An 18,557-nucleotide genomic window follows, 5' to 3' on the forward strand; every position below is an offset into this window, starting at 1 on the left:
GGAAGAAAGATGATAGAAGATTTGGGATGTTCAGTGTCGACTCGCAGATCGTTTCTCCGCAGCTCAATCCTTGCAGCTAGTGGTCTCCACCTTCGCTTTGCATTTGGCGAAGCGAAGGTGGAGGCTGCAGTCCTGGACTTGAAGGTCTATGACTCTGCGACGAAGCAAAGCATCCCTTCTTCAATTGCCATCTGGGACTCTACCGGAAAACTCATTACAAAAGATCCGGGCTATAAGGGCGGCATTCGATCTTCTGGCGAGTTTCATTCGGTGATCACCGAAGGCAGGATCAAAGTCGTGATTACGCGAGGGTGCGACTATATAGCCGAAGTGCGGGAACTACTCCTCGAACCCGGTAAGACAACGAAGTGCACTGTTAACTTGACGCGGGTATCACCTCTACGTAAAGAAGGTTGGGTCTGTGGGGATAGCCATGTCCACATGAAACATGGTCAAGGTCCGATTCAGGCGGGCTTCCCGTTCATGGCACTTACAGCACGAGCGGAAGCATTGGACTACATGTCTGTGGCTCAGCAGTGGAATGTCGAGACCGTCACCTCTACACTTCTTTCCCAGGAATGCGCATCCGTCTCGACAAGTGACTGTGTGCTGCAATGGAATATGGAAGCCCCTAAAAACTATTGGAAGGGAGATGTATCCCATTGCATGGGGCACGGCTGGACGCTAGCAGTTCGAGATATAGCTGCAAATGGAGCGGATCCGATTTCGGAATTATTTGCGATGAGTGCGGGAGACTATCAGAAAGAAAAAGTACCGACTCCGAACTTTGAAAGTCATGCCTTCATTCATGCTACTGGCGGAATCGTCTCTTATACTCATCCCTGCCGTATCTGGAGAGGAGAGTGGGGAGGGAAGAATGGGTTTCCTATACAGCAGGAGAAGTTCGTCTCCAACATGGCTCAGGAGCTTCCGTTCGATACGATAGCCGGACCCACCTATGACTCGATTGATATCCTGATGCAAACCAAGGAGCAGCTAGTAAACCAGCTTGCAGAGCAGCTCTGGTTCATGCTCCTGAATCGGGGATACAGAATTCCAGCTACGGCTTCTACGGATGCCGCATTTGACACTCCTGGCGGAGCGACTCCGGGCGTTGTACGCGTCTACACGCGGATTGATGGGGATGTGACCTTAGAAAAAGTGGCCGTGGCGATGAAGGGCGGACGTAACTTCGTTACCAGTGGTCCACTGCTGACGTTTACGGTAGACGGGCACGGGATCGGCGATGTCATCCCGGTTCTCAATCGTATGAGGCGCACCGCCCACGTACAAGCCTGGGCCAGCGGTGTACCGAACGAGTATCTGACGAAGATCGAGGTTATTCGAAACGGGCAGGTCTACAAGACCTTTGAACTTGCTGAAAAGCCGAAGACTCACACATTGGACTTCGATGTTGAAGAGGATAAGACATCCTGGTACATCGTGAAGTGTTATGGCTCGCAGAGAAACCAGTATGCCATTTCTAACCCGATTTACTTTGAGGCTCCTGGATTTCAAACTCCCCCGCCTGCAAGAGCCAATGTGGAACTACAAGTGGTCGCTTCCGGTTCTGGCAAGCCGCTCGATGGCAGCTACGAGATACTCAACATGATTGGGAGGGAATCCACGTTGTTAAGCAAGGGTGAATTCACAGGCGGCCGCGTAACTTTCAATGCGCCTGCTACTGCGCGTATTCGTGTCCGGGCATCAGGATATGAGTCCGCGATGAAAAGCATCTTCATCGATACGCCAGCCTTGCTCAATTCAACCTTGGAGATGCAACTTGCAGAACTCCTAGATTGGGCTACCTTTGAAAAGGTCAAGAAGGCGCTCGATCAAATCCAACTCAAATGTGAGATGCAACCTTCGGCATAATGTCACCGCGAAAGAAATAGATGATGAACATAAAGCAAACTATTTTTGCAGGAATCACCGTTTTTGTTGTTATGGCAGGGTATGCCGCTGCAGCGCCTGCGAATACTCCGGACAGACCGCGGTTGATTTTGGCGATCGTGGTCGATCAGTTTCGGGAGGATTACACTACTCGCTTTCGTAAGGAGTACACGGGGGGCATCGCGGAATTGCTCGAAAAGGGCGCGGTCTTCCCCGATGCTCATCAAGACCATTTCCCGACGGTGACGGCTGTGGGTCATGCCACTCTGCTTACTGGCTCGGTTCCAGCCACGAGCGGCATCATTGGAAATGAATGGTACGATCGGCAGTCCGGGAAAGTAATCTCTTCGGTTGAAGATGCAGAGACTACCTTGACCGGTGATTCTTCGGCAAAGGGTTCGTCTCCCCATAATCTTGTTGTCAGCACGGTTGGAGATGAGCTCAAGATTGTGGGAGGTGCCAAGTCGAAGGTCATTGGGATCTCGATGAAAGATAGGGCCGCCATCTTAATGGTTGGCCGGATGGCGGATGCCGCGTATTGGTTCGACGCAAATATCGGAGGGTTTGTCAGCAGCTCCTGGTATGAGAGCACGCTCCCTGTGTGGATGGTGGACTTCAACAAAAAGCGGCTTGCTGAACAATATCTGGGAAAGATATGGAAGTCCTCATTGAATCCCAATAGTCCTGCTTTCCTGGAGCTGCCGTCTTCGCCAGGAAAAGCCTTCTATGGTGCCTTGGCAGGGACTCCCTATGCCAATAACGTTCTCGAAGAACTTGCAGAGACCGCGCTGCACAGCGAAAATCTCGGTCATCATGCTGCGCCCGATGTGCTGGCCGTGAGCTTTTCGGCTAACGATGCTCTCGGGCATCGCGTAGGCCCTGATGCTCCCGAGGTCGAAGAGATGTGCGTCCAGACGGACCGCACAATCGCCAGGTTGATTCATGCGGCAGAGGTGCAAGTGGGCGGTCCACAAAATCTTCTGGTCATCTTTACAGCCGATCACGGCGTCGCCCCTGTCCCTGAAGTCAATGCACAACGCAAGCTCCCAGGAACACGCATACACAGCACTGCGTTGCTGCAACCGATCCAGGCAAGACTCCGCGAAAGATTCGGTGAAGGCGAGTGGATACTCTCAGATCAAGGGGCGAGCCTTTATCTTAACGATGAGCTTATTGCCAAAAAAGGACTTTCCAAATCGGACGTTGAAGATACAGTAGCTACAACAGCAGAAAGTCTCCCCGGCGTTGCCCGTGTTTATACCAGGCACCAGTTTGAGCAGCACGTGGCAATGGGATCCACCATCGACGAATATATGGCGCGAGGATTTTTCTCAGAGCGATCCGGCGATGTCTCCATTCTGCTGGACCCGTACGCAACACATGCCGGCGCAGGTACGAGTCACGGTACACCGTACGATTACGATTCTCATGTTCCGCTCATCTTCTATGGATGGAGGATCAAGCCGGGCTTCTATACGTCTCGCACGGGCATTAGCGACGTTGCGCCGACATTAGCGTTCCTTTTGAACGTTGAAACACCGTCAGGAAGCGTTGGACACATACTTTCGCAGATGATCGGCAAGTAATACACGGTGGCTGCAAATGATCTGGCAACCTTTCGATCCAGGTGGCTAGAGCATTGCAGCCGCGTGAAAATGCATGCGGTTTGTTGCATTGCGATGAATTCTGGGTTCTCGCAGGGAAGGTTGCTCCAGCGAGCGAGTAACAATTAAAGAGGTCCCAGGATATGCAGCAGGCTCAGTTTCAAGAAGAAGAGCTCACCCACGAAAGGGTTTTCGAGCGGAATTATTCGTGGTTGATGCAATGGGCATTGAGACTGACTGAGGGTAAGCATTGCGAAGCTGAGGATCTGGTTCACGATCTCTTTATTCAATTAATCCGACTTCGTCCCAGCCTGGATTCAAACCCGGATCGTGTTCGCGGTTATCTGTACACGATGTTGCGCAACATGCGTCTCTCCCAATTGCGCCGTGCACAACGTAGCCCTATCTGCGAACTATCAGTCATCGACTATGATTCGGTGGAACAGGGGCTGCGTTCTATTCCCGGCAGGCCTCTCTCTGCGATATGGGCGGAGCTGATACGGATTTGCGACTATGCGTGCGAGCGGAAGAAGACCTCTCGCTCGGCAAGCGTGCTCATCCTGCGCTTTTTTCTGGCCTACTTCCCGAGTGAAATTGCTCGTATTTTGAAAACAACACGGATTCCGGTCGACAAGTACCTTCATACCGCCCGGAAAGAGGCGCGTCTCAGTGTCTCGCGACCCAACGCATTACGGATTTTTGGGGAGAGACGCACGTCTCGCGAAACACCACCCGTGCCGGAAGAGTCGCAGGAATGCTTTCTGGCGCTGCGCCATCAGGTCTTTCGATCCTGCGAGGGAAAATGCCTCTCGAAGGAGGCACTGCAGGACATTTATACATCCGGTTCCTCGAAATCCCTCAGCACATCCGAGCTCGCACATCTGGTAAGTTGTCCGCAATGCCTGGATACATTGAACTGGATTCTAGGGATTCGACTCTTGGCTGATCGATGCCCCTCAAAGACCCTTGGCCGCGAGGATGGCTCTTCTCCCAAAGATGGCGGCGGATCGGGAAGTGGCGGCGGAGCCTCTTCCAATAACGTGGAGCGCGAAGCCTTGCGCAGGCTCGAAGAAGAGAATGAACACCGCCCGAATTACCTGCAGGTCGCGGTCAATGGAGAGATTAAGTCCTCTCAAAAGATCACCTCGGAACTGAGTGAATTTCACGTCAGAGTGGGCAGAAACCGGACGCTGGAGTTTCTTGAAATCTTCAGTGAGCAGAGTATCCGCCTCCTGTACCTGCCGATCAGTTCTTCGTCCAGTCCAACGAACTCGGGAGAGCGCGCAAGCATTCAATTGAGCGACGGACGCACGCTTGAAGTGTCGGTTTCGATCTCGGGAGATAGCCCCACGATATGCGTGAGATATCACGATCCTCTATTTACGGAGTCGGAGACACTGGCGGAAGCGGCTCTATTCGAGCGCCTGCGAGAAGATGCCGGAGCCGAGCCAACACGTGGCGGATCCTGGACTCTCGGAAGAACTGTTGCGGCATTCTGGGCTCGCTGCACTGACGTTTGGCCGATAGGCGCAACGGCTACGGTCGCCGTATCGGTGGTTATAGTTGCAGGCGTGGTGCTTCTGCGTGCTTCGAAACCGTGGCAGTCACCTGGTGAACTCCTTCGGCGCGCCGATCAACGAGCAACCGCGGAGATAACTCCAAATGATCTGGTGCGGAGAACTATGCGCATCGAGCAACTCGGAGATTCAGGTCAGACGGTGCGTGAAGATTCGGTAGAAGAGTGGGCTTCAGGAGATGCACAGAACCGAGCCAGACGGCTTTACGCCCATGATGGCACGCTTGTCGCCGAAGAGATTACACGCGGAAACCGCACGAAGTTTTTTGACAAGTTGAACCGGGGCCATGATGCCCAGTTGAACCGCGCAGACCTCCAGGTGCAGGATGTCTGGCAGATCACGCCCTCTGCGAAACAATTCCAGGACCTCATTGCGCCGGATCAACCTTCTGCAATCCAGCAGGCGAGCGATCGCTATTCGATCACCTATAGGCATCCAGCGAACGATGGCGGTCGACTGGTTGAGGCAACCCTTGTGTTGCGACGGAACGATCTTCATCCGGTAGAGGAGGATCTTGTCCTGCGTTCGGATGGAGCGGTACACCATGTCCGTCTTATCGAGTCGAGTTATGAGCGGATCGCGCGTTCCAGCGTGCAGAAAGATGTTTTCGCACCGGATAAGGAGCTATCTGAAGTAGTATCCCAAACCTTCTCTCGTGAGCAGTCTCTCGATGCAACCGGGCGGATGGACGATGTAAGCGCCGAACGCATCATTCACACCTTGTATCTTCTCAGCCTGGTTGGAGCGGACATGAATGGCGAGACAAGCGTTCAAGCTACCGCGCACGGTACGCTCCGGATCACGGGAACGATTGCTTCGGCAGCACGCCGGGACGAGATTCTCCGCGTCCTTAATCCTTTGCGTGCGGAGAGTGGAATTGAGATTCACCTGCTGACACCCGATCAGCTTCATAGCAGCAGTAAAGGAAAGCAGAGCAGGCAGGCTGTCGAACTTGTCGAGCCAACAGAAGGTACGATTCCCGTTGACCACCAGTTGCGTCAGCTTCTTATGGAGCGTGGCACGCCGCCGGATCAAATGGAAAGTGCGATGCAGCACTTTTCGCGACAGGTATTGGCAAATGCTGACGAGGCCCAGCAGCACGCATGGGCTCTGGATCGGATCGCCAGGCGCTTCTCGCCCGCAGACCTAATCAGCCTCTCTCCACAGGCACGTTTGGAATGGGTGCAGATCATCGATTTACACAGTTCCGCTCTTCTGCTCTGTGTTCAGGCGACTCGTGTGGAACTCGCCTATTTCTCGCCGCCACACCAGATAGATGAGGCTGGAGTTGAACCGATTACAAATATCAAAGAGCTTACGAACGCTGCCGATCAACTACTAAATCTGTCTCGATCAAACGACCGTATCCTTGCTTCCGCGTTCACGCTATCGGCCTCTCCTGGAGAGAGCGACGTACTCAAGAAGTCGAGCTTTTGGCTGTCGCTCGAGAGACTCGAAAGCCTCGCGCGAGAAACTGCCACTGCAGAAAGAACGTTGAAGGCGGAGGCCGACCGGGCAGCTCGGTGATGGCATCGTCTATTCACAGAGGCTGCCTACAATAGAGAAATCATTGACGTGACGATAAAGAGATCGGCGCCAGCGTTAGCTTTCCAAAAAGGACAGCGGATTTTTATTGTCTTCTGGGTGCTCTTTCTCTCGTGTCGACTTCACGCCCAGAACGATACCGCCGACTTGAGTGGAACGGTTGTGGACCAGAGCAATGCCATCGTCACGCGTGCCCGTGTTGATCTAACGAACAGCGATACCGAACTCAAGCGCAGCGTTTTTTCAAACGATACAGGAACATTCAGCATTCCGGCTCTTCCACCAGGAAGATATCTGCTGCGTGTTGAACATGACGGATACCAGATCACGCAATCACGGCAATTTTCTTTAAGCTCCGGGGACAAACGTACGATCCTTGTCGAGCTTAAAATCGGACATGCTACGACTTCGATAACGGTGACCGCGAATAATGAGCAATTGACGAATGATAGCGGCGCCATTGCGAATCTAGCGACGGAACGGGAGATCTCTGGTCTCCCCTCAGTAAGCCGCCAATTCGGGGATCAACGGACACAGGCATTCGCTCTTAATAATCCAGGTACGACATGGAGCCGAGGGGGATGGATCTCGGTCGATGGAGGCCGCTATCTGGACAATACGCCCGCAGTAGATGGAATGATCGTGGCATCACAGATAGATGGCGGAGGTGGAACGGTTGTCCAGTCCGGGATGGAAGGAACACAGGAAGTAAGTGTCGAACTAGCGGGTAGTCCCGCCGAGTTCCCACGCCCTGCTGAGTACAGCACTGTCACAAAGGCAGGCGGTAACACAATGCATGGCAGTATCTTCTACATGCACAATGACAGTTTCCTGAATGGAAGAGATTACTTCGCCAATAGCGTTCCATCTCGCATCTACAACGATGGAGCTGTTAGCCTCGGGGGACCGATCAGGAAGGGCTCTACCTTCTTTTTTGTGGATTGGGAGCACTCGCGTGAGAGCACGGACATTATCGTCAACGGCAATGTTCCTTTGGCGACATGGCGCTCTGGTAATTTTCGCGATGCAACGCGAACTCTGACGAATCCCTACACCGGTCAAGCAATTCCCAACCAACAAATTCCCACTGATTTGATTAGTTCTGTTTCCAATAAAATCCAGAATTTATACTATCCCCAACCCAACTACGGCATGCCTGATCTTGTGTCAGGGAATTACCGGGCTCTGTTAAAGCCGGGTTTGAGTGGGCAGACGAATTTCGATAGCTTTGACACACGACTGGACCGTATCTTCAGCGCCAGCGACCACGTTTATGCAAGCTTTAACTTCATCAACTTGCCGCGTACGTCATGGCAACCCGGCAGCCTTCCTCCCTATGGGCTACGCAGACAATACCGGCTGGGCCGCAGCGGGCAGATCTCCTGGACCCATGTGCCATCACCAGCATTGCTGAATGAGGCTCGCATCGGATTTACCCGGCAAAAAAACAGCATCGCTTCAGAATATGCAGGTAATACCATCCTCAATGCAGCTGGCATTGAGGGTGTGGCTACTATCGGGATTCCGACCGTCCCGATCATAAGCATTACCGGAATTACTACTGCGAGTCAGGTTCCTTACTTTCGCTTTACTGACACCAGTTTTCAATGGACTGACAACCTGACCTGGACGAAGGGGTCGCATTCCTACCGCTTTGGAGTTACAGCCGTTCGAGATCAGAACTCCGGCTTCAATATTCGAGGAAATGTTTATGGCTCCTATGCCTTTACCGGAGCCTTTACTGGAGTTCCCTACGCGGATTTTCTCTTAGGTCTTCCTCAAACAACATCTCTCACTGTTCCTACTCCAGAGTCCCATCGTTTTGGTACGTGGTGGAGCGCATATGCGCAGGATCAGTTCAAGGTTCTGCCAGCCCTGACACTGAGCTACGGTCTGCGGTGGGAAGCGCAGGGGCCGTATTACGAAAAGAACGGCTTGCTCGCAAGTTTTGATCCTGGCAATGGAAGCATCGTGATTCCTGATAGTGGTCTGTCTAGAATCAATCCGCTGTTTCCGAAGAATCTTCCGATTGAAACCGCCTCAGGGGCCGGTTACCCAAAGCGTTCACTTCTCGATTTTCACAAAGGATATGTCTATCCGCGTTTCGGATTTGCCTACCAACTATCGCGAGCGCATGGCATCGTCCTGCGTGGTGGCTACGGTATCTACGGTAATAGCATCTATGGAGCGCTGGATCTCTCCGGTGGACCTTTCTCCAGCAGCGAGTCTTTTACCAATAGCATCACGAACGGCAAGCCTCTGCTGACCCTCGCACAACCCTTTCCAGCAACCGCAAAGGTTCCGACGCAAAATATGGTCGGAGTCAACCCACGCTTGCGCGTTCCTTATCTTCAGCAATGGAATCTCACCACAGACTGGGCACTCCAGACATTTAGCCTGAGCATTTCCTACATTGGCAGTAAAGCTACAAACCTGATCTACAGCCGTAATCTCAACCAGCCACACGCAAGCACCAAACCGTTTAGTTCCTCTAGCTATACCTATCCTCTCTACAACTCTGTGATTTGGGCAGATAACGGCGGCACAGAGAACTACAACTCACTACAGTTGGTGGTTCGAAAAACAATGGATCATGGACTGTCCTTCAAAGGTGGCTGGACCTGGGCTAAGGATCTGACAGATACCCAGGATCAGATCAGTTATAGAGGGCAATTGATTCAGGATGCATATAACCGTGCCGCGGAATATGGAAACTCGACCAACGTCAGCAGGCATCGCGCATTTCTGAACACAATCTACAACCTGCCATTCGGAGATACAAAAAAGGATAGATACTTTCAGCACGCGAAGGGGTCAATCTTTGGAGGCTGGACGGTTGCGTTGAACCTCTTGGCGGAAACGGGGCCGTATTACACTCCGCTTTTCTCTGGTTTCGATGTTTCGAATACCAACAACACCACCAACCTGCGCCCCGACATAGTTCCGGGCGTAAGTAGCCGGCCACCGGCAGGTCGCAGGCTCGCGCAGTGGTTTAACCCAGCCGCTTTTAAAATACCCGGATGTCCAGACGCACTTCCTCTATGTTCGGCCCCGGCCGATGTGGGGAGATTTGGAAACGCTGGCGTAAACACACTGCAAGCTCCAAATTATGTTGAGCTCGATTCCAACCTGACCAAAGAGATGCCGCTTCGCGACCGCGTGCGGCTTCAATTGAGTATCTCTGTGCAGAACCTACTCAATCATCCGAACTTCTCGCCGCCGTCGGACGTGAACATTAGCTCGCCCGCCGCAGGCAGCATCACCTCTACTTACGCTGAACTGAATGGCTCGGCAGCACGGCAGATTGGCCTTATGGTGCGGTTCACGTTTTGAGTGTCACCGTAGAATCAGCTTTATAGCAGGGCCCTGCTCGCATCCCGAGGCCGGAACGTCGGAATCGCTGCTCCAGATTCAGCGACAGATGGAGCGTACTTTTAGGGCAGCACGAATATCTACACCGGCTCGGCGGGACGTTTGTAGCGAATTCCGTTTACACAATCGACTATCCCGCCGATCCGCGAATCAACATCAACGATTCGGCACGCGGTGAGCACTTTCGTCAGCTTGCCAGTGTCGGGGAAGCAAGATTCTCACAGCACCAGATCAGAATCCGGATAACCGTGCTGCGCTCCCTGCTGAAAGATGAAGAGGGCGATACTGTCTTTGCCGAAGTGACCCCCCGCAAACCTCCATCTACACCACAGTGTTGAACTGCACTGCTTGCCCACGAGACTTGCACTCGGGCGACATTTTAGTTGCCAGCATTCGCCTGTACCTTTTCTCTGAAGCAATCTTATCCTCTGTCCCTTCCAACCCTGTAGATCACAGTATCGGGTGAATGCTTCATCCCGCGATCCACCTCGATTGCGGTACAAGATGCGCATCTGTGGAGGTCACACTATTTCATCGAATACATCTGATCAACTTGTCAGCAAGCTTGTAGCACAGATCGTTTCCGACTCAGGATTAAAGCGATCGGCATTCGTCCAAACACTTGGATACAAAAATCTGACTAAAGGGTCGCGGAATCTCGACCGTCTGCTCCACGGCAATCTAAACGATCAGTGGTGTCTTAAGCGCGTACAGGAAGTGTATGGACGCCGCAAAGAATTCGAGAAGGCGTTTCTGGAAGCTGCCCGTATCGAGAAAGAACAGCGTAAGGAAGAGGCTCACGATCGGCTGGCTCACGAACATTTCGAGCCCTACATATACGTTAACCATTCGCTCAATACGCCGACTTCCATTACTGCTGCAGCCTTCTCAGGAGCACGATGGAGATATCTTGATATTCCCCAGCATGTCCGCGAGAGAAGCGAAGAGGCGCAACTCGGTTGGGTGTCTTGGCGGGTGCGGAGGCACTTCAAGGAGAGTCGTGGAAAGCTGCTGTTGTTTGGCGACATTACAGGCTATGAATGGGTCACTTATCCGGATGCAAGAGTCAGCCTGGATATTCGCGGCAAATGCCGGATTACAAGATTCGGTGTCTTCAGAGTAGGCGGCCCGGGGCTCGTCTACAAGAACAAGTCGATCGAAGTGCGCAGGGATGGCTCGCTGAACATTCAGCCGAAGTGATCAGGTTGTGAGAGGCAGTCTTTCAAGGAGGACAATTGAGAGTCGTTTGCATTTCTGATACACACGAACTCCATCGCGAACTTCAAATCCCCAGGGGGGATCTGCTCATCCATGCCGGTGACTTTACATTTTTCGGGAAGTCGCGACGGAAGATCATTGAGTTCAATGATTGGCTTGGAGAGCTACCACACGCACACAAAGTAGTGGTTCCGGGCAATCACGAGTTCCTACTGGAAGAGGATCCTGGCCTTGCTCGGCTTTTCACAAACTGCATTCTTCTTAGCAACGAAGGAATAGATCTAGCCGGGGTGAAGATCTGGGGTTCGCCTATGACCCCGCATTACGGCGGAGCGTTTGGACGAAGCAATGAAGCTGATCGTGTCCGTATATATTCCAGCATTCCGAACGATACCGACATTTTGATAACCCACATGCCTCCGTACGGCATCCTCGATGGAACAGACGAATATCCGGGGCCCTCTGGAGATCCTATCCTCCGCAAAGCCGTCATTCGGGTAAAACCTCGACTCCACGTATTCGGTCACGTTCACGCTGGATATGGCGTGAACCCGACTCGCGACACGATGTTCGTGAATGCGGCTCTATTGGGGCTGACCGGTGCGTTGGAAAACAAGCCCATCGTGTTGGATATCGCCGGACTCGATTTTAACGACACCGAAAGGATTAAGTAGTAATGGCAAAGCAATGCGATCGATGCAATGGCACAGGCCGCTGCCAGCAATGTAAAGGTACAGGTCGTTTCGGGTATCCAGGATTCGGCCAGGAGAAGCCGTATCCGAAACATTGCGGATTTTGCTCTTCTTCTGGTATCTGCTCCCGGTGTCTTGGGGCAGGCCAGAGCTAAAGGGTTCCGCAAATTTCAAACACTGAACTCATGAACTGAGGATTGTCGATGACGCACGAGACACTGGAATTCGCTGTAAGCCCAAATGTAATCCGCCATTCCATCGACAGGCACAAAGATTGGATCGAGTCTCAACTCGGTGTATTCATGGCTGACGCTGTAATCTTGAAAATTGATCAGCAGTGCCTGACACAAGCAGCTATCGATCCTATCATTCAGCGTTCGAACGAGAATGCTTGCGATGCCACGATGGTGCAGAGACTCAGATCGCGCCTCTCGTCCGTCGAAATTCCGTCGTATTCGGCTCCGTTAATCACACTCCACCGGGGCAACGTTGATGAATTACAGACACTCTCTTCGTCGAATCGTCGGAAGAAATACGCTCTCGATTGGTTCGACCTACCTGTCGCAGTGCATGTTCGTGGATTGGACTCGCCCATCATCGCAATGAATATCTCGTATCACAGCGGCTTCCAGAGCGCCTTGGAGAGCACTGACAGGTTGTTGATAGTACGGCGGACATCTACACAAGCAGTCGTAACTCTTCTTGAAGATCTGGCAGTGAGTGACCGAGTACCGCGACTCCACACAGGTTGCAGCTTGCCCCAGCGGATCTCACCTTGCTCCTGGGATGACCTTGTCCTCGATGCAACAATCGTCGATCTTCTGAAAAACGACTTTGAATCCTTCTTCGATCGCGAAGGCTGGTTCCGCGAAAGGCGGCTTCCTTTCCGTCGCGGCTATCTGCTTCACGGACCGCCGGGGTGCGGGAAGTCGACAGCCATCCGGGCAATGATGACGAGCCGCTCCTTGTCGGCGTACACTCTCCGGCTGTTTGATCCCAACGTTGACGATAGCGACTTGGATGATCTCTTTCAGTGCGCCATCCGTAACCGTCCCTCTATGATTCTGCTCGAAGATCTTGATCGCGCATTTCCTCGTACCGGTGGAGGGCGAAGCAAGCTGAGTCTGCAGCAGCTACTTAACTCGCTCGATGGAGTGGCTTCAGGCGAAGGAGTTGTTGTTGTCGCAACGGCAAACGAGCCCACAATCCTAGATCCGGCAATCCTGCGAAGGCCAGGACGGTTTGATCGAGTCGTCCATTTTCCAAACCCGGACTTCGAGCTAAGGAAAACGTACTTCGTGCGGATGAGGCCAACTACTTCTTCGGGGTTCCTCGACGAGATCGCAAAGGAATCAGAGGGCTTCTCGTTCGCGCAACTTCGCGAAACGTACATCGTGGCAGGTCAACATGCATTTGAGCGGGAATCGGAGATTACAGGAGAGGATATCCTCCGGGGTATTCGCTCCTTGCGCAAAAGCTTGATTGTTGGCTCGCAAAAGGCAAACCCTGCTGGATTTCGGTCCGTGCCAGAATTGAGGTGACTGCGTGAAGCCGTTGCATTTCTTCTGGGCGATCGGCCACCCGGCGAGGAAGAAGGCCAACGGACCTGTCTCCGCATCAAATCTCGTTGCCTATTGCCCGCCTCGTTGGAGAAAACTGCGATCCGCGACATCAAGCCGAAGGGCTGGAAGAGTGGCTGATCTACCTGCACCAGAAGAATGGCTTCGGCTGGACAACCGTCAGCGGCAAGGTGAAACAAGCCATTGCAGGGGTACGGAAGTTCGGCAGAAAAGAAAAACTAATTACCGCCGATTTTGACTCGTTTCGATCTGGTGGGGAATCCGATCAGGCGTTGGGACTGGCACACGCGGAGCTTCGTATCTGATTGAAAAATATGGTAGGCACGAGGAGACTCGAACTCCTGACCTCTACCGTGTCAAGGTAGCGCTCTAACCAACTGAGCTACGCGCCTATAGGCAGGCTTGTCCTACTCGAACGATCATATCAATTTTCCGCAAAACGTGCGCGTACTGGCAGAGACCGGCAGGCAGGAATCGTTGGTTTCACCGGCAGTACTCGATTTCGCCGTCTGGAGTGCACCGCCACAAGCCACGCAACTCCACCATGCGATACCATCGGTGCTGAACGAAGAACCCATCTTTACTATCTCTATCTCTGGCCTGCTATCGTGCTGAAAGATCTTCGGACGGCTCCTAACCAGCTCACTTTGCTGCGGCTCTGTATTGTGCCGTTTGTCGTGCTTGCCATCCTCGATCAGCGATATAGAACAGCTTTTGCGTTGTTTGTGGTTGCCGGGATAACAGATGGCCTGGACGGCCTGGCCGCGCGCATGTTGCGGCAACAAACCATGCTGGGCCAGTACCTGGATCCGGTGGCCGACAAGTTGCTGTTGAGTACGCTCTTCCTGGTCCTGACGCACGTAGGGCTGATTTCCTGGAGAGTAACGGTGCTGGTGTTTGGCCGCGACCTCGGAATTCTCGTCGTCTCGGCCATTCTCTACGTAGGAGTGGGAATGCGCGACTTCAGCCCCAGTATCTATGGCAAGGCGAACACCTGTGCCCAGATCCTTGCGCTTGTCAGCGTGCTTCTCAGTTTGTTTTACGCCCCGTCCTGGGTGCTGGCCCTGCGCACATTTTCGCTTCACGCAACGGTGGTTCTAACCATCTTCTCCGGCTTTCATTACGCGTGGAGGGTTGGTCACCGTGTTTCCGCTCATGCCGCTGGGCTGTAGCGTTTGTCTATTCGTTTTCCTCCAGGGTTGGCGCACCAGGCGTTTCTTCGGCAGTGATGTCGCGAAGTTCTTCCGAGTCGAAGACTTCGCCGCACTCTAGACACTCGAGATATTCCACGTCTTCCTCGCGTGCCACAATTCGCACTCTGGGATGCTTGCAGCCTGTATCCATGTCGGGGTGTTTATGAGTCGGGGGATTTGACGATATGGCCTCGATTCTATCCGCCGGTCGCGCCTTGTCAAATCGAATCGGCGATTTTCTTTTCTCTCCCCTTTTCTGTCCAATTTGGGTTCCTGCGAGAGCCATCCCTGACCGATTTCGCTTGCCCGACGACCCGGATTTTGTTGCAGAGAACCTTCGGCGTTTTTCTGAGGGTTGTAATTCGGACAAATTCGGTCGTATACTCTGATATGTCGGACCAATATGGTCGCTCTTTGATTCAGGGCGAATCTCCGACCTGGGATCAGAACATGCTAAGGCTCACAAAGAAAGCCGATTACGGCCTGATGGCTCTTAAATTTCTGGCCGAGCACGTCAATACCGCATCGTTGAGCGCGAAGGATATTGCAGAGGCATACGGCATTCCCACGCCGTTGCTGGCAAAGATTCTGCAACGGCTTACGAAGGCAGGCCTGCTGAGGTCGCATGCCGGTATGAATGGCGGATACGTGCTGTCCAGAGACGCGCGCGAGATATCGGCGTATGAGGTGATTCACGCCATCGACGGCGCGTTCTTCCTTACCTCCTGCGTCAAGGCGGCAGAGTCCTGTGACCTTCACAACAGTTGCACGATCAAGGAACCGCTGGCCAAGGTGAATGAAAGCATCGCCGATGTGCTTCGGAAGATCCGCATCTCTGATCTGGTGGATGCCGGGGCAGAAGCGGCAGCACGGCACCAGGCTCACGACCCGCAACTGGTGACCCTAACGCAATAAACAGTTTTTGGTGGATGGACCGCTTTTTACAAGCAGGAGATGAAGAATGAGCACAGTAGCAAGCGCAGTTGAAGTTCCGGCAGGTGTGCACCTCCCGATCTATATGGATTACCACGCTACGACCCCGATGGATCCGCGCGTGCTGGAAGCCATGATGCCGTACTTCACCACGAAGTTTGGAAACGCAGCCAGCCGCAACCACTCCTTTGGCTGGGAGGCGGAGCAGGCTGTTGAGACGGCTCGCGAGCAGATTGCGAAGCTGATTGGCGCCACTGCGAAGGAGATCATCTTCACCTCGGGGGCGACGGAGAGCAACAACCTCGCCATCAAGGGCATAGCCGAGATGTACAAGGAGCGCGGCAACCACATCATTACGCAGGTAACAGAACACAAGGCCGTGCTGGACACCTGCAAGCGCCTGGAAAAATATGGCTACCGCGTGACCTATCTGCCGGTGAAGGCGGATGGCCTGGTCGATTTGGAAGACCTGAAGCGGGCCATGGATGACAAGACAATTCTTGTCACCATCATGAGTGCAAATAACGAGATCGGCGTGGTTCAACCAATCGCTGAAATTGGAAAGCTTTGTCACGAGCGGGGCGTTCTCTTCCACACGGATGCGGTGCAGGCAGTGGGCAAGATTCCCGTGGACGTGCAGAAGATGAATATCGACGTCCTGTCGTTGTCGGCGCATAAGGTCTACGGTCCAAAAGGCGTAGGTGCGCTGTATGTGCGCCGCCGTAATCCCCGGGTGCAGATTGCGGCGCAGATGGATGGCGGTGGTCACGAGCGCGGCATGCGTTCCGGCACGCTGAATGTTCCCGGCATCGTAGGCCTGGGCAAGGCGTGCGAAATAGCAGGTCAGGAGATGGAAGCAGAGACAGAGCGGCTGACTGGCCTGCGCGACAAGCTGAAGACCAGGCTTGAGAGCGCGCTGGATTACGTCCACGTCAACGGTTCGATGGAGCATAGGCTTCCGGGCAACCTCAACATGAGTTTTGTTTACGTTGAGGGAGAATCCCTGCTAATGGGGATCAACGATATTGCCGTTTCCAGCGGGTCCGCCTGCACTTCGGCAACGCTCGAGCCCTCCTATGTTTTGAAGGCTCTTGGCCTGGGAGACGATGTAGCTCACAGCTCGATTCGTTTTGGCCTCGGACGGTTTAACAGCGAAGCCGAGGTGGATTACGTTGCAGCCAAGGTGATTGATGTTGTGCAGAAGCTCCGCGAGCTTTCCCCGCTCTACGAGATGGTTAAAGAAGGCATCGACATTACCAAGATCGAGTGGCAGGCGCACTAAAAAGATCTGCCGCAGTTGCAAGAAACGAACAGGCTTCAAAGCCCGGAGGAGATTCCAGATGTCATATAGCGATAAGGTGATCGACCACTACAACAATCCGCGCAACGTTGGACAGATGGACAAGAGCAGCAGTGAAGTAGGGACTGGTCTTGTTGGTGCGCCGGAGTGCGGAGATGTTATGCGCCTGCAGATCAAGGTGAATCCTGAGACGCAGGTAATTGAAGAAGCGAAGTTCAAGACCTTTGGCTGTGGCTCCGCTATTGCCTCCTCCTCGCTCGCGACCGAATGGGTCAAGGGCAAGACGGTAGAGGAAGCGCTCACGATCAAGAACACCGATATCGTGAAAGAGCTTGCTCTGCCGCCGGTGAAGATTCACTGTTCGGTGCTCGCGGAAGATGCGATTCGCGCCGCGATTGGCGACTGGAAGAAGAAGAACGGCGTTGCAGAGACCGCAGACGAAGCGAGCGCTGTAGCCGCGAATTGATTTGTGAACGAGGGCGGAGCCGCTGCGGCTTTCGCCTTCATTCCCGGGAGAAGTAAGACCATGATTTCGGTAGAGACCGTTGTAAACGGCGGGAGCGCGGCTCCCAAACAGCAGGGGCTTCAATTGACGGAGAGAGCGTTGAACCACATTCGCCTTGCCATGGCGAAGGAGCAGATCTCGCCGGAGGATGGTGGTCTGCGCCTCGGAATCCAGGGCGGCGGCTGTTCCGGCCTCTCGTACAACATCCGGTTTGATACGCAGCCAAGAGAACGCGACCGCATCTATAAATTTCAGGATGTCCGCATCTTTATTGACCCCAAGTCGTTCATCTATCTCCACGGAATGATTCTCGATTATGAGGAGACATTGATGCGCCAGGGATTCAATTTCATCAATCCGAACTCGACCAAGTCGTGTGGTTGCGGCTCCTCGTTCTCGGCCTGAGGCGCCTTTCCGAATGCCCACAGCGGAAGAGAAATTCGTAGACGCGGCGTGTTGGAACTGTGCCGCGCCGTTGTCGCATGCCCAGCTTTTCTGTACCGGCTGCGGCAAGGTACAACCTGCGCCCGATGGCGCGGATTATTTTGAGGTCTTCCAACTGCCTCGCAAACTCACGATCGATACCGCTGCATTGGAGCGGCAGTTTTATCACCTGAGCCGCAAGCTGCATCCGGATATCTATGCGCGCGCAAGTGAGCGGGAGCAGGAGTGGAGCCTGCGCAATGCGTCTCTCCTCAACGACGCGTATCGAACGCTGAAAGAACCAATTGCCCGCACGGAGTACCTCTTGCGGCTGGAAGGTGTGCCGATCGAGGAGGAGGGCAGACAGGCAGGCGCCCGCCAAAATACCTCTCGTGTACCTGAGGATCTGCTGGAAGAGGTCTTTGAGCTGAACATGCAGTTGGAAGAGATGCGGATGACCCGCAAATCCGGCGATGACGATCCTGCTCTGCGCGAAGAGCTTGTGCGGGTGAAGCAGCAATTTGAAGCGCAGTTGGGGGAGACGGACAACTCCCTGCAACAACTCTGGCAGCAGTGGGATGAGGCAGCGCCCGCATCCGCCGACAGCGTGAAGCAGCGCATGGTTGCGCTGCTGGATCGCCGGCGTTATATCCGCAATCTGGTTCGCGACGTAAACGAGACACTCGACGCGTAACCGGTCTTGATCGAAACGCAGCAGACTT

At 53.6% G+C, this 18,557-nt stretch carries 14 protein-coding genes and 1 tRNA gene; 14 read left to right on the forward strand and 1 reads right to left on the reverse strand.

The features are described from left to right. The first annotated feature begins 9 nt into the window (after positions 1-9). The 8 genes from VM554_01085 (at position 10) to VM554_01120 (ending at position 13,786) form a co-directional block, all read left to right on the forward strand. A complete protein-coding gene (locus VM554_01085) occupies positions 10-1,875 on the forward strand; it encodes a CehA/McbA family metallohydrolase (protein ID HVJ06955.1) in 1,866 nt (621 codons plus the stop codon). Positions 1,876-1,895: 20 nt separating this feature from the next. Then, positions 1,896-3,479 carry an alkaline phosphatase family protein gene (locus VM554_01090; protein HVJ06956.1) on the forward strand — a complete coding sequence of 528 codons (1,584 nt, stop codon included), beginning with the start codon at positions 1,896-1,898 and terminating at the stop codon, positions 3,477-3,479. A gap of 956 nt (positions 3,480-4,435) precedes the next feature. Further along, a complete protein-coding gene (locus VM554_01095; GenBank protein ID HVJ06957.1) occupies positions 4,436-6,601 on the forward strand; it encodes a hypothetical protein in 2,166 nt (721 codons plus the stop codon). A gap of 1,011 nt (positions 6,602-7,612) precedes the next feature. Continuing rightward, entirely contained in the window at positions 7,613-9,952 is a 2,340-nt protein-coding gene (locus VM554_01100) for a hypothetical protein (protein HVJ06958.1), read from the forward strand. Positions 9,953-10,495: 543 nt separating this feature from the next. After that, the gene (locus VM554_01105) at positions 10,496-11,191 is read left to right on the forward strand and encodes a hypothetical protein (GenBank protein ID HVJ06959.1); all 696 of its coding nucleotides are present in this window, start codon (positions 10,496-10,498) and stop codon (positions 11,189-11,191) included. Positions 11,192-11,226: 35 nt separating this feature from the next. Further along, positions 11,227-11,883, forward strand: coding sequence for a metallophosphatase domain-containing protein (locus VM554_01110; GenBank protein ID HVJ06960.1), 657 nt, complete (start codon positions 11,227-11,229; stop codon positions 11,881-11,883). A 221-nt stretch (positions 11,884-12,104) separates the two neighbouring features. Further along, on the forward strand, positions 12,105-13,442 hold the full coding sequence (locus VM554_01115) for an AAA family ATPase (GenBank protein ID HVJ06961.1): 1,338 nt from the start codon (positions 12,105-12,107) through the stop codon (positions 13,440-13,442). Positions 13,443-13,528: 86 nt separating this feature from the next. Continuing rightward, positions 13,529-13,786 (forward strand): hypothetical protein, encoded by a 258-nt coding sequence (locus tag VM554_01120; protein HVJ06962.1) that lies wholly within the window; start codon positions 13,529-13,531, stop codon positions 13,784-13,786. A gap of 10 nt (positions 13,787-13,796) precedes the next feature. Here the strand turns inward: VM554_01120 and VM554_01125 are convergent. Next, positions 13,797-13,873 (reverse strand) — tRNA-Val (locus VM554_01125). A gap of 216 nt (positions 13,874-14,089) precedes the next feature. On the opposite strand from VM554_01125, the gene VM554_01130 reads away from it, so the two are divergent. The 6 genes from VM554_01130 to hscB all read left to right on the forward strand — a co-directional run bounded on the left by VM554_01130 (position 14,090) and on the right by hscB (position 18,529). After that, positions 14,090-14,653 carry a CDP-alcohol phosphatidyltransferase family protein gene (locus VM554_01130; GenBank protein ID HVJ06963.1) on the forward strand — a complete coding sequence of 188 codons (564 nt, stop codon included), beginning with the start codon at positions 14,090-14,092 and terminating at the stop codon, positions 14,651-14,653. Positions 14,654-15,124: 471 nt separating this feature from the next. Further along, complete coding sequence (locus VM554_01135) at positions 15,125-15,589, forward strand: Rrf2 family transcriptional regulator (protein HVJ06964.1); 465 nt, start codon at positions 15,125-15,127, stop codon at positions 15,587-15,589. 46 nt (positions 15,590-15,635) lie between these two features. Further along, on the forward strand, positions 15,636-16,889 hold the full coding sequence (locus VM554_01140; GenBank protein ID HVJ06965.1) for an IscS subfamily cysteine desulfurase: 1,254 nt from the start codon (positions 15,636-15,638) through the stop codon (positions 16,887-16,889). Positions 16,890-16,947: 58 nt separating this feature from the next. Further along, positions 16,948-17,373 carry a Fe-S cluster assembly scaffold IscU gene (gene iscU / locus VM554_01145; GenBank protein ID HVJ06966.1) on the forward strand — a complete coding sequence of 142 codons (426 nt, stop codon included), beginning with the start codon at positions 16,948-16,950 and terminating at the stop codon, positions 17,371-17,373. A 60-nt stretch (positions 17,374-17,433) separates the two neighbouring features. Further along, positions 17,434-17,817, forward strand: a complete 384-nt coding sequence (locus VM554_01150; protein HVJ06967.1) for an iron-sulfur cluster assembly accessory protein — start codon at positions 17,434-17,436, stop codon at positions 17,815-17,817. 13 nt (positions 17,818-17,830) lie between these two features. Next, positions 17,831-18,529, forward strand: coding sequence for a Fe-S protein assembly co-chaperone HscB (gene hscB, locus VM554_01155; protein ID HVJ06968.1), 699 nt, complete (start codon positions 17,831-17,833; stop codon positions 18,527-18,529). Positions 18,530-18,557 lie beyond the last annotated feature (28 nt).

Origin of the sequence: Acidisarcina sp. (assembly GCA_035539175.1) — a bacterium.
Lineage (GTDB): Bacteria > Acidobacteriota > Terriglobia > Terriglobales > Acidobacteriaceae > JANXZS01.

Excerpts from the sequence above, each read along its gene's own strand:
- VM554_01085 (HVJ06955.1), top strand. The coding sequence starts at position 10 with ATGATAGAAGATTTGGGATGTTCAGTGTCGACTCGCAGATCGTTTCTC.
- VM554_01090 (HVJ06956.1), top strand. The coding sequence starts at position 1,896 with ATGATGAACATAAAGCAAACTATTTTTGCAGGAATCACCGTTTTTGTT.
- VM554_01105 (HVJ06959.1), top strand. The coding sequence starts at position 10,496 with ATGCGCATCTGTGGAGGTCACACTATTTCATCGAATACATCTGATCAA.
- VM554_01115 (HVJ06961.1), top strand. The coding sequence starts at position 12,105 with ATGACGCACGAGACACTGGAATTCGCTGTAAGCCCAAATGTAATCCGC.
- VM554_01135 (HVJ06964.1), top strand. The coding sequence starts at position 15,125 with ATGCTAAGGCTCACAAAGAAAGCCGATTACGGCCTGATGGCTCTTAAA.
- VM554_01140 (HVJ06965.1), top strand. The coding sequence starts at position 15,636 with ATGAGCACAGTAGCAAGCGCAGTTGAAGTTCCGGCAGGTGTGCACCTC.
- iscU (HVJ06966.1), top strand. The coding sequence starts at position 16,948 with ATGTCATATAGCGATAAGGTGATCGACCACTACAACAATCCGCGCAAC.
- VM554_01150 (HVJ06967.1), top strand. The coding sequence starts at position 17,434 with ATGATTTCGGTAGAGACCGTTGTAAACGGCGGGAGCGCGGCTCCCAAA.
- hscB (HVJ06968.1), top strand. The coding sequence starts at position 17,831 with ATGCCCACAGCGGAAGAGAAATTCGTAGACGCGGCGTGTTGGAACTGT.